The organism is Mesorhizobium sp. M7A.F.Ca.MR.362.00.0.0 (assembly GCF_004023175.1).
Taxonomy (GTDB): domain Bacteria; phylum Pseudomonadota; class Alphaproteobacteria; order Rhizobiales; family Rhizobiaceae; genus Mesorhizobium.
Window position 1 is genome coordinate 869 of the sequence record NZ_RZTF01000178.1, and the last position, 11,574, is coordinate 12,442.

The 11,574-nt window shown below is 62.2% G+C and carries 11 protein-coding genes and 1 pseudogene (1 of these 12 running past the window's edge); 4 read left to right on the forward strand and 8 right to left on the reverse strand.

Going from position 1 to position 11,574, the window contains the following annotated elements; all coding sequences use genetic code 11:
• The 5 genes from uvrA to EOC06_RS20810 all read right to left on the reverse strand — a co-directional run.
• The coding region annotated (gene uvrA / locus EOC06_RS20790) for an excinuclease ABC subunit UvrA (RefSeq protein ID WP_128308673.1) crosses the window boundary (this coding region is incomplete at its 3' end): on the reverse strand, window positions 1-2,048 show 2,048 of its 2,916 nt. 868 nt of the annotated region lie to the left of the window's left edge.
• A gap of 718 nt (window positions 2,049-2,766) precedes the next feature.
• Window positions 2,767-3,063, reverse strand: a complete 297-nt coding sequence (locus EOC06_RS20795) for a hypothetical protein (RefSeq protein ID WP_128308674.1) — start codon at window positions 3,061-3,063, stop codon at window positions 2,767-2,769.
• A gap of 92 nt (window positions 3,064-3,155) precedes the next feature.
• Window positions 3,156-3,761 carry an ATP-dependent Clp protease proteolytic subunit gene (locus EOC06_RS20800; protein ID WP_127270740.1) on the reverse strand — a complete coding sequence of 202 codons (606 nt, stop codon included), beginning with the start codon at window positions 3,759-3,761 and terminating at the stop codon, window positions 3,156-3,158.
• A 24-nt stretch (window positions 3,762-3,785) separates the two neighbouring features.
• On the reverse strand, window positions 3,786-4,277 hold the full coding sequence (locus EOC06_RS20805; RefSeq protein WP_128308675.1) for an SRPBCC domain-containing protein: 492 nt from the start codon (window positions 4,275-4,277) through the stop codon (window positions 3,786-3,788).
• Window positions 4,274-4,588: a helix-turn-helix transcriptional regulator gene (locus tag EOC06_RS20810; protein WP_013531836.1), complete on the reverse strand. Its 315-nt coding sequence runs from the start codon at window positions 4,586-4,588 to the stop codon at window positions 4,274-4,276. Before EOC06_RS20810 ends, EOC06_RS20805 begins: the two co-directional genes overlap by 4 nt.
• Window positions 4,589-4,814: 226 nt before the next feature.
• On the opposite strand from EOC06_RS20810, the gene EOC06_RS20815 reads away from it, so the two are divergent.
• Entirely contained in the window at window positions 4,815-5,336 is a 522-nt protein-coding gene (locus EOC06_RS20815; protein ID WP_127270744.1) for a single-stranded DNA-binding protein, read from the forward strand.
• A 117-nt stretch (window positions 5,337-5,453) separates the two neighbouring features.
• On the forward strand, window positions 5,454-5,879 hold the full coding sequence (locus EOC06_RS20820; RefSeq protein WP_127270746.1) for an OsmC family protein: 426 nt from the start codon (window positions 5,454-5,456) through the stop codon (window positions 5,877-5,879).
• Window positions 5,880-5,911: 32 nt separating this feature from the next.
• Here the strand turns inward: EOC06_RS20820 and EOC06_RS20825 are convergent, their stop codons facing one another.
• Window positions 5,912-6,541: a MarC family protein gene (locus EOC06_RS20825; protein ID WP_013531832.1), complete on the reverse strand. Its 630-nt coding sequence runs from the start codon at window positions 6,539-6,541 to the stop codon at window positions 5,912-5,914.
• 155 nt (window positions 6,542-6,696) lie between these two features.
• Window positions 6,697-7,227, reverse strand: a complete 531-nt coding sequence (locus EOC06_RS20830; RefSeq protein WP_127269843.1) for a hypothetical protein — start codon at window positions 7,225-7,227, stop codon at window positions 6,697-6,699.
• A gap of 85 nt (window positions 7,228-7,312) precedes the next feature.
• On the opposite strand from EOC06_RS20830, the gene EOC06_RS20835 reads away from it, so the two are divergent.
• Together EOC06_RS20835 and gyrA are read left to right on the forward strand one after the other, a co-directional pair.
• Window positions 7,313-8,155: an AraC family transcriptional regulator gene (locus EOC06_RS20835; protein ID WP_127408951.1), complete on the forward strand. Its 843-nt coding sequence runs from the start codon at window positions 7,313-7,315 to the stop codon at window positions 8,153-8,155.
• Window positions 8,156-8,357: 202 nt separating this feature from the next.
• Window positions 8,358-11,155: pseudogene (gene gyrA / locus EOC06_RS20840) on the forward strand (DNA gyrase subunit A).
• 69 nt (window positions 11,156-11,224) lie between these two features.
• On the opposite strand, the gene EOC06_RS20845 reads toward gyrA, so the two are convergent.
• Window positions 11,225-11,377 carry a hypothetical protein gene (locus tag EOC06_RS20845; RefSeq protein ID WP_081714296.1) on the reverse strand — a complete coding sequence of 51 codons (153 nt, stop codon included), beginning with the start codon at window positions 11,375-11,377 and terminating at the stop codon, window positions 11,225-11,227.
• Window positions 11,378-11,574: the final 197 nt, after the last annotated feature.

Sequence of the window (11,574 nt, forward strand, 5' to 3'; positions counted from 1 at the left end):
CGGCGCGAGGCAGCCTTGAACAGGGTTTCGATCAGGAAGGTCGACTTGCCGCCGCCCGACACGCCGGTGACGGCGGTGAAGGTGCCGAGCGGTATTTCGGCGGTGACGTTCTTCAGATTGTTGCCGCGCGCGCCGACGATCTTCAGGCGGCGGTTCTTCTTCGCTTCACGCCGCACGCCGGGCGTCGCCACTTCGAGCGCGCCGGACAGATATTTGCCGGTGATCGAATTGGGATTGGCCATTACCTGCTGCGGGGTGCCCTGGGCGATGATCTCGCCGCCATGGATGCCGGCGGCCGGACCCATGTCGACGACATAGTCGGCATGCAGGATGGCGTCCTCGTCATGCTCGACGACGATCACCGTGTTGCCGATATCGCGCAGGTGCTTCAGCGTATCGAGCAGGCGGGCATTGTCGCGCTGATGCAGGCCGATCGACGGCTCGTCCAGCACATAGAGCACGCCCGTGAGACCGGAGCCGATCTGCGATGCCAGCCGGATGCGCTGGCTCTCGCCGCCTGACAGCGTGCCGGAATTGCGCGACAGCGTCAGGTAGTCGAGCCCGACATCGTTGAGGAAGCGCAGCCGCTCGCGGATCTCCTTGAGCACCCGCACCGCGATCTCGTTCTGCTTGTCGTTGAGCGACGCGGGCAGGTCGGTGAACCACTGGTCGGCCTTGCGGATGGAAAGCTCGGTGACTTCGCCGATATGTCTGCCTGCGATCTTCACCGCCAGCGACTCCGGCTTCAGCCGATACCCCTTGCAGGCCGGGCAGGGCGTGGCCGACATGAAGCGCTCGATCTCTTCACGCATCCAGGCGGATTCGGTCTCTTTCCAGCGCCGCTCGAGATTGGGAATGACGCCTTCAAAGGTCTTGGTGGTCTTGTAGGAGCGCAGGCCGTCATCATACTGGAAGGTGATTTCGCGCTCACCCGTGCCGTGCAGGATAGCTTCCTTGGCCTCTTCGGACAAATCCTTGAACTTGTCGCCAAGCTTGAAGCCATAGGCCTTGCCCAGCGCTTCCAGCGTTTGCGCGTAATAGGGGGAAGTCGATTTCGCCCACGGGCTGACGGCGCCGTCGCGCAGCGAGATGTTCTCGTCCGGCACGATCAGATTGCCATCGATGGCGCGCTGGCTGCCGAGACCGTCACAGGTCGGGCAGGCGCCGAACGGGTTGTTGAACGAGAACAGGCGCGGTTCGATTTCCGGAATGGTGAAGCCGGAGACCGGGCAAGCGAACTTTTCCGAGAACAGGATGCGCTCATGCGTCTCGTTCTTCGACTTGTTGACCGAATCCTCGCCGGTCTGGCTGGAATCGAGCGGCTTGTCGGCGAATTCGGCGACCGCCAGCCCATCGGCCAGCTTCAGCGCCGTTTCGATGGAATCGGCAAGCCGCGTCGCCAGATCGCCGCGCACGACGATGCGGTCGACGACGACGTCGAGGTCATGCTTGTACTTCTTGTCCAGCGCCGGCACGTCGGCGATCTCATAGAAGACGCCGTCGACCTTGACGCGTTGAAAGCCCTTCTTCTGCAGTTCCAGTAATTCCTTGCGGTACTCGCCTTTGCGGCCGCGCACCATCGGCGCCAGGATGAACAGGCGCGTGCCTTCCTCGATCGCCAGCACGCGGTCGACCATCTGCGAAACCGTCTGGCTCTCAATCGGCAGGCCGGTGGCCGGCGAATAGGGGATGCCGACGCGGGCGAACAGGAGCCGCATGTAGTCGTAGATCTCGGTGACGGTGCCGACCGTTGAACGCGGGTTCTTCGAGGTGGTCTTCTGCTCGATGGAAATGGCGGGCGACAGGCCGTCGATCTGGTCGACGTCAGGCTTCTGCATCATCTCAAGGAATTGCCGCGCGTAGGCCGACAGGCTTTCGACGTAGCGGCGCTGGCCCTCGGCATAGATCGTGTCGAAGGCCAGCGATGACTTGCCGGACCCCGACAGGCCGGTCATGACAATCAGGCTGTCACGCGGCAAGTCGAGATCGACATTCTTCAGATTGTGTTCGCGCGCCCCGCGAATGGAAAGATATTTATGGTCGGCCATAGCCGGTCGCCGCCTCAGAATCTGGAATTTCCTGGAATGGCGGGTTTTCCCGGCCATCCCCTATGTAGGTAGTTTTGCCGCCACGTCGAGATACGCCACAATTCCCGACGAGAGCGTTTAAGCGTCTTTCGCGTGAACGGGCAAGCGGAAAGAACAAAGGCCGAACACGCTCCTGACAAAGCTGTGCAAAAACTGACCTGCACGTAACCTCCTAGCGATCACATTTTTCGGTAACCGGCTATTGATGGTTGACGCCACCAGCTGACGGGAGCAGTCTCCAGCAGTCAACGAAGCCGGCCGTCTTTCGATGGCCTCGCCGCCCAAAGGCGGCCTGCGAGACGCCGCAGGCATTTGCGATGTGTGCTTCGAATTGACAAACAATCGCAACGGACAGAGGAGCGGAGCTATGACGCCACCGGATCGTCCCCTAGGGTTCCAGTTGTCACTGGAGCCGAGGCAGGCATAAGTGCCAGGGTTCAGCGTTTTCGCCAGCCGGCAAACCGTGACCTGCCATCTCCCGTAAAAATCAGAGACTGCTAGTCGGATCGTCGGCTGAATGCCGCGGTGCATCCGAAATCAAACGCCGGCAGTACACTCCCGGTAAAATTGGATTTGAGATCCAAAAAGGCCCCGTCCGTTTGCCCAAGGCACGGCGGGGCCGTTTTCATGTGCGGACTGTCTGTTGGCGACAGGCGCAGCGCAGCACGCGTCAGAACTGTCAGTGGCGCGGCGGCCCGATCGAGCCGGCGCCGACATCGACGGTGATGCTGCCGGAAATCCTGACATCCGTATCGCCGATCTTGAATGTGCCGTTCTCGACGGCTGGCAGCGCATCGTCCGGCTCGGGAGCCGGCTTGGCGATGCGGTAGTCGCCGGTCACGCCGGGCAGGGCGCCTTTTTGCGCCCACGGCGAACTGTCTTCGGCAAGTGCCGCGCCGCCGATGAGGCCCGCAATGGCGAGCGCTGCAACGGCGATGACGCGGTGCAATGATCTGGACTGATGAGTGTCGGTCATCCCAGGACTATAGTGGCGCGCCGCCGATGGAACCAGACCGGCATCGTCAAATCTTCGACTACCTGCCGGACGGTCTCCGATCCGGCCCTGGCTTACGCCGCCTTCTTTCGCGTGTCGAAAACATGGTCGACGATGCCCCAGGACTGGGCCTCGCGGGCGGTCATGAAGTGGTCGCGGTCGAGCGTGCGTTCCACCTCTTCATAGCTGCGGCCGCAATGCTGCGCGTAAAGTTCGGCCATGTGCCGTTTCGTCCGGCCGATGCGCTCGGCATGGCGCTGGATGTCGGATGCCTGGCCCTGGAACCCACCCAGCGGCTGATGCAGCAGGATAGTGGCATTCGGCAGGGAAATCCGGCGCCCCGGTGTGCCTGCCATCAGCAGGAACGAGCCCATCGAGGCGGCAAAGCCCATGCATACGGTGGACACCGGGCAGCTGATATATTGCATCGTATCGTAGATGGCGAAGCCGCTGGTCACCACGCCGCCCGGCGAGTTGATGTAGAGCGAGATCTCCTTGTCGGGATTGTCCGATTCCAGCGACAAAAGCTGCGCGCAGACCAGCGCCGAGATGTCGTCGTTGATCTCGCCGTTGATGAAGATGATGCGCTCGCGCAGCAGCCGCGAAAAGATGTCGAAGGCACGTTCGCCGCGGCTCGATTGCTCGATGACCATCGGCACCAGACTGGCAACACCGCTCATTGTCTCTCTCCGTCCGTTTTGTTTTCAGGCCGCGCGAAGCAGGAGGCGAGGCGTGTTTGCGGCGATTGGCTTAGATGACCTGTTCGCACCGAGCGAAACCCGGCAGCCGGCGCCTGCCATGGCGACGGCAGGCATGGTCTTGCGGGCAAAGCCGTCATGGACAATGCGCAGATGCGTGCCGCCGGAAACGGTTCGGGCAAGTGTGAAGGTGACGGTACTGTCGAGCGGATCCTGCCTGGCTGCGTCGCCCGGCTGCTCCCGCCAGGAATAGCGCAGCAGCTTCCCGGGTTCGGCGTCGAGGATTTCGCATTCGACCGGCGTTTCCGGTCCGGCGAAGGCAAAACGGTTGCCGATCTCGGGGCTGATGTCGTTCGGCATCATCCAGGCGGCCAGCAATTCCGGTACGGTCAGGGCCCGCCATACCTTTTCCGGCGGCTCGGCAAGCTCGTACTCGAACTCGAGCGCATCCGCGGCGTCGCCTTGGCCGTCGTTGGCCGCTAATCCCGCCTTCTTCATTGATCCATGTCCTTCAAAACCGCCTTCAGCCTTTCGATGCGCTCCGGCCAGAAGGTCCGGTAGCGTTCGATCCAGGAGAGCAAGGGGGCGAGCCCCTGCGGATCGGCGCGGTAATAGGCGTTGCGGCCGGCTCGCCGCTCGACCACCAGCCCGGCGCCACGCAGCACCGCCAGATGCTGCGACACCGCGGGCTGCGACACCGTCATCCCGGTGCGCAATTCCGACACGCTCATCTCGCCGGCGGCCAGCCGCTCAAAGACGGCGCGGCGCGTCGGGTCGGCCAGTGCGCGAAAAATCTCTGCTTCGATCATGCCAAAAGCATAAGTGCATACTTATTGATTTGGCAAGCGGTCTTTTCAGGCCCATATGATCGGCTTCGGCGTTGCTGCCATTCCTTGACAATAAGCAGCGATGCGGATAAGAACGAAAAGGGAACAAAAACCTTGTGGGTAAAGGCAGCCATGGCAAGCGGCGATCGCCTGCAGCCTGTAAGGTGCTGCGACAAAAATTTGTTTCGGATGAGCGCGGAGAAATATCATGGCGGGTAGCGTCAACAAGGTCATTCTGGTCGGCAATCTCGGCGCGGATCCCGAAATCCGTCGTCTGAATTCGGGTGAACCGGTCGTCAACATCCGCATCGCCACATCGGAAAGCTGGCGCGACAAGAATTCCGGCGAACGCAAGGAAAAAACCGAGTGGCACAACGTCGTCATCTTCAATGAGGGCATCGCCAAGGTGGCGGAGCAGTATCTAAAGAAGGGCATGAAGGTCTATGTCGAGGGCCAGTTGCAGACGCGCAAATGGCAGGACCAGACCGGTGCCGACAAGTACACGACGGAAGTCGTTCTGCAGAAATTCCGCGGTGAGCTGCAGATGCTCGACGCACGCGGACAGGGCGAGGGCGGTCAGGTCGGCGGCTATACCGGTGGCGGCAGCAGCCGTGGTTCCGATTTCGGCCAGTCCAGCCCGAGCGAAGGCTTCAATCGCGGTGGCGGCGGTGCCAAGAGCGGCGGCGGCGGTGGTTCGTCGCGCGAATTGGATGACGAAATCCCGTTCTGATCGCAACAGTTATGTCGGACACAGTGCCCCGAGAGTCGTTCATGGACTTTCGGGGTTTTGCATCGTGATTGAGGCTGACCGGGCCGATCAACGAAATACGGTGAGAGGACGAGTTGGGTGAAAGCGCGCGTAAAGTGGGTCGAGGAGCGCACCTTCGTCGGGGAATCCGGTAGCGGTCACAAGGTCGTGCTCGGAACAGCGCACGGACCGGAAGGCAGGACGCCGGGTCCAAGCCCGATGGAGCTGGTGCTGATCGGCACCGGTGGCTGTTCGGCCTATGATGTCGTGCATATCCTCGAAAAGGGCCGCGAGGCGGTCGAGGACTGCGTGGTCGAGCTTGATGCCGAGCGGGCCGAAACCGAGCCAAGAGTGTTCACCCGCATCCACATGCATTTCGTCGTCAAGGGCAGGGCACTCTCCAGCGTCAAGGTGAAACGCGCGATCGACCTTTCGATCGAAAAATATTGCTCGGCCTCCGCGATGCTGGCCAAGACCGCCACGATTACCCACGATTTCGAGGTCATCGACACGACGGCGAAATAGAACCGGCTTCGGGTTCTCGCCGCGTCAGCCTCTCAGCCTGCTATCAGCGCCTTGATGCCGTCGGCGACGAATTGCACAGCCAGTGCCGCCAGGATGACGCCAAGCAGACGGGTCAGAATCGAGCGGCCGGTCTGGCCGAGGATGCGGTCTATGCGTTCCGACAGCACGAACACCAGATAGGTGATGGCGAGGCAGACGAAGATGATGCCGACCAGCGCCGCCTGCGCCGCAAAGCCCTGAAAGGAACCTGAGAGCAGCACAGTTGCCGAAATGGCACCAGGGCCCGCGATCAGTGGGATCGCCAGCGGGAAGGCGGCGATGTTGTGGATCATGTCCTTGGTGATGGCGACGTCGCCGATCTTCTCCTTGCGGTCCTGCCGGCGCTCGAACACCATCTCGAAGGCGATGAAGAACAGCAGGAAACCGCCGGCGACGCGGAAGGCCGGCAACGTTATGCCGAACACCGACAGGATCGAGGCCCCGGCAACCGCAAACAGCGCCATCACCAGGAAACCGATGATCGAGGCGCGCACCGAAACCTGCTGGCGCTCCTCACGGTTCATGCCGCGCGTCACGGCGAGGAACAGCGGCGCCAGGCCGGGCGGGTCGATGGTCACGAGAATGGTGACGAAAGCGTTGAACAGGCTGTCGAAACTCGGCATCTCTGACCCTCCCGCCGGGCTGTGCCCGTGCCAGAATATTGGTAGAGCAAAGCCCGTTCGGTGGGAACCGTTCGTGAGAAAGTGGTTGATGCGGGACAGAGGGCAGCGCGAAGGATCGCGACGCTTTTATTTTGGGCTGCTGCAATCCTCGGAGATCAAACCGCTCGCCGCGCCAGGAACTCGACTTCCAGCCGCCATGTCGCGCCATTGTCTTGCGAGCGTTCGCCCAGCCAGCGGAAGGAGTTTTCGGTGATGCGTGAAAAGCTCCAGCGTACCGAGCTGCCGGTGTCGTCGGCGCCCACTTGCACGATCGTGTCACCCTCGGCGCGGCCGAGCTGGCGGCTGAAATACTGGTTGCGCGGGTCGCTCCAGAAGATGTGCCAGGCATCCGCGCCGGGATCATAGACGCGCAGCGTCGTGCCGTAAAAAGTCCATGTGCCCAAGGATGGCGATGGACCGGCGTCCCTCGCGGGCAGGATCCACACGTCCTGGATCGCCCGGCCTTCCAGCACCCAGCCGAAATGCACCTCGCCACGCCCTGTCAGCACAGTGCCGTCCTCGAGGTGGCGCGAGGCCTCAAACGTCCAGGCGCCGACGAAGCGGCCGTAAAGGCTCAGTTTTTCGGCAAGCCCTTCGATCGGTCCGGAGCTATGCAGGGCTTCGGCAAACGAGGATTGATCGAACATGGCTGCGGTCTCTTCTTGTCAGGAGACCGTTAGGAGTAGGCGGTGACGGGGTTCTGAGCTTGGGAAAAATTGCTATATTTCGACTATGACGACGACCACGCATAGTCTCGCATTCGGAGCCGGTTGGCACGTGACGGACGTCATTTGCACGGCCGGCGCCGGCGACCGGCCGTTCGAGGAAGCGCATCAGGATTTCTGCGTCGCTGCGGTCACCAGCGGCACGTTTCGCTACCGCGCCCAGCAAGGCACGGCGATGCTGGCGCCCGGCGCGCTCCTGCTCGGCAATCCCGGCACATGTTACGAATGCGGGCACGAGCATGGCAGCGGCGACCGTTGCCTCTCGTTCCATTTCGATCCGGCCTACATGGAACGAATCGCAGCTGGCGTGCCGGGCACCAGGAAGCTGGCTTTCAAGGCGGCGCGCCTGCCGCCTTTGCCGGTACTGGCGCCACTCCTGGCCGAGGCGGAGACCGCGCGCGAGATGGCCGACATCGACGCCTTCGAGGAACTTTCCCTGCGCTTGGCCGGTGCTGCCGTGGCTACAGCCTCTGGCGCTACGCATGTCGGGCGCGCGCCGAGCCGCCGCGATCAGAAACGGGTGGCCGAGGCAGTGCGGCGGATCGAACTGGACGCCGATGGGCCGGTCTCGCTTTCAGCACTTGCCGATGAGACGGCGACCAGTCCGTATCACTTCCTGCGCATCTTCCGGCAGGTGGCGGGCATGACGCCCTACCAATTCCTGCTCAGGACGCGATTGCACAGGGCGGCGGTGCGGCTACGCCTGTCGAACGATGCGGTCTCGGCGATCGCCTTCGAGGCAGGCTTCAACGATCTGTCGACCTTCAATCGTCGTTTTCGGCGGATCATCGGGGAGACGCCGGGCCAGTATCGCAGCCGCCGTGGCGCATGGGCCGTTTCTGCTTCGTGAATCGGCCCCGTGCCCGCCAAGGCAGACACGCAGGCTTTTGCGTCAGGGCGGCGAAAACTGCCTTGGCCATATCGTCGCAATCAGCGGTATCCATTTGAAATTACCACCGAAAATGACACTGGAAAAGTGCCGTGAAGGTTGGAGTTTCGGGCTTGCTTCCTATATAAGCACCAAGTGATTCCTGATTAGATTGTGATCCGATTTGACCGACCAGAAGACACCGCGCGGCGCCGACGGCGGCCCCACCGGCATCGAGCCGATATCCATCGTCGAGGAGATGCAGCGCTCCTATCTCGATTACGCTATGAGCGTGATCGTCAGCCGTGCGCTGCCGGACGTGCGCGACGGCCTGAAGCCGGTGCATCGCCGCATTCTCTTCGCCGCCCATGAGAGCGGCTACCACTGGAACCGCAAATATGTGAAGTCGGCGCGTCCGGTCGCCGACGTGATGGGTAAATACCATCCGCATGGCGACGCCTCCATCTATGACGCCTTGGTGCGCATGGCACAGGACTGGTCGCTGCGCGTTCCGTTGATCGACGGGCAGGGCAATTTCGGCTCCATCGACGGCGATCCGCCTGCGGCGATGCGCTACACGGAAGCGCGGCTGACCAAGGTCGCGCACGAGCTTTTGGAGGATATCGACAAGGATACCGTCGATTTCCAGGACACTTACGACGCGTCGGGCAGCGAACCGAAGGTTCTGCCGGCACGGTTTCCCAACCTTTTGGTCAACGGCTCGGGCGGCATCGCCGTCGGCATGGCGACCAACATTCCACCGCATAATCTCAGCGAAATCTGCAACGGCGCCATCGCCCTCATCGACAATCCGGCGATCGACCTGCCGGCGTTGATGGAGATCATTCCGGGACCGGATTTCCCCACCGGCGGCATCGTGCTTGGCCGTTCGGGCATCTACAACGCCTATTCGACCGGCCGTGGCTCCATCGTCATGCGCGGCAAGGTCAACATCGAACAGCGCGGCAACGACCGCGAGTCGATCATCATCACCGAGGTTCCCTACCAGGTGAACAAGTCGTCGATGATCGAGAAGATGGCTGAACTGGTGCGCGACAAGCGCATCGAGGGCATTTCCGATATCCGCGACGAGAGCGACCGCCAGGGCTACCGCGTCGTCATCGAGTTGAAGCGCGACGCCGTTGCCGACGTCATCCTCAACCAGCTCTACCGCTTCACGCCGCTGCAGACCTCCTTCGGCGCCAATATGGTGGCACTGAACGGCGGCAAGCCGGAAGTGATGAACCTGACCGATATGCTGAAGGCGTTCGTCGCCTTCCGTGAGGAGGTGATCACAAGGCGGACGAAATTCCTGCTGCGCAAGGCGCGCGACCGCGCCCATGTGCTGGTCGGTCTCGCCATCGCAGTCGCCAACATCGACGAGATCATCAAGCTGATCCGCACCGCGCCGGATCCGCAGACGGCGCGTGAGCAGTTGATGGAGCGGCGCTGGCCCTCTGGCGACGTGGAATCGCTGATCCTCCTGATCGATGACCCGCGTCACCGGATCAACGAAGACGGCACCTACAATCTGTCAGAGGAACAGGCGCGCGCCATCCTCGAACTGCGCCTGCAGCGCCTGACCGCGCTCGGCCGCGACGAGATCGCCGACGAGTTGAACACGATCGGCGCCGAAATCATCGATTACCTGGACATTTTGTCGTCCCGCGCGCGCGTCCAGCAGATCGTCAAGGACGAGCTTGCTGCCGTGCGCGACGAGTTCGGCACGCCGCGCCGCACCGAACTCACCGACGGCGGTTCGGACATGGAAGACGAGGACCTGATCCAGCGCGAGGACATGGTCGTGACGGTGAGCCATTCCGGCTACATCAAGCGCGTGCCGCTGTCGCTCTACCGGGCGCAGCGTCGCGGCGGCAAGGGCCGCTCCGGCATGTCGACCAAGGAAGAGGATTTCGTCACCCGGCTGTTCGTGGCCAACACCCATACGCCGGTGCTGTTCTTCTCCTCGCGCGGCATCGTCTACAAGGAAAAGGTCTGGCGGCTGCCGATCGGCAATCCGCAGTCACGCGGCAAGGCGCTGATCAACATGCGCTGGAGCAGGGCGAGCGCATCACCACCATCATGCCGCTGCCGGAGGACGAGGCCAGCTGGGGCGAACTTTACGTGATGTTCGCCACCACGCGCGGCACCGTGCGCCGCAACGATCTATCCGACTTCGTCCAGGTCAACCGCAACGGCAAGATCGCCATGAAGCTGGAGGAAGAAGGCGACGAGATCCTCGGCGTCGAGACCTGCACCGACAAGGACGACGTGCTGCTGACCGCCAGTTCCGGCCAGTGCATACGCTTCTCCGTCGGCGACGTGCGCGTCTTCCAGAGCCGCAATTCGGTCGGTGTGCGCGGCATAACCATGGCCGAGACCGACCGCATCATCTCGATGTCGGTGATAGAGCATGTCGATGCTTCGCCAGCGGAACGCGCCGCTTACCTGAAGCGCGCGGCGGCGGAGCGGCGGCTTGCCACGGAAACGACCGGCGAAGAGGAAGAGATCGCGCTGACCAATGAGGAGATCGGCGAGGAGACGGAGCTTTCCGACAACCGATACGAAGAGCTCAAGGCGCACGAACAGTACGTACTGACGGTCACCGAGTTCGGCTACGGCAAGCGTTCGTCGTCCTATGATTTCCGGCTGACCGGACGCGGCGGCAAAGGCATCCGCGCCACCGATGTGTCGAAGGCAGCCGAGATTGGCAGGCTGGTGGCGACGTTCCCGGTCGGCAATGACGACCAGATCATGCTGGTGTCGGACGGCGGCACCGTCATCCGGGTTCCGGTCAACGGCATCCGTTTCGCCAGCCGCGCCACCAAGGGCGTGACCATCTTCAACACGGCTGAAGGCGAAAAGGTGGTTTCGGTCGAGCGGATCTCGGAACCGCAAGCGGACGAAGAAAGCGATGAGACGGTCGAGGGCGGTGCTGATGCCGCTCCGGCGCCTGACGCCGGTCCGGAGGGTGCGGACTAAGTCCGGCACCCGGGTTTTGACATAGCAACGCCGGCCAGGTGGCCGGCGCGGCAGCAAGTTCAGGCTTTATCAGTAGTGACGATATGGCTTGCGCGGGCCGAAGCCTTCGAAGCGCTTGGTGTTTGCCTTGACGCGGATGCGTTGCGCCTCCTGATGCAGCCCAAATACGGTGGCGATCAGCATGGCGACGGTCATTGCGGTGGCGAGCATGTAGATCAGCATGTGCGTGTTCTCCTGCGCCTAACAACGGATAGATGGGATTTTGGTTTCATCTTATTAAGGTGCAACCTAGTGAACGCTGCGTGAAGGCTTCGTGATCAGCGTGTTCATCTGTCGTTCATGTGCCGGAAAAGGTTCACGGCCGGCGCGCCGATCGGATTTGCCTTTGCGAGAGAGGCTCGCTAGAGCCTGTTCCATCT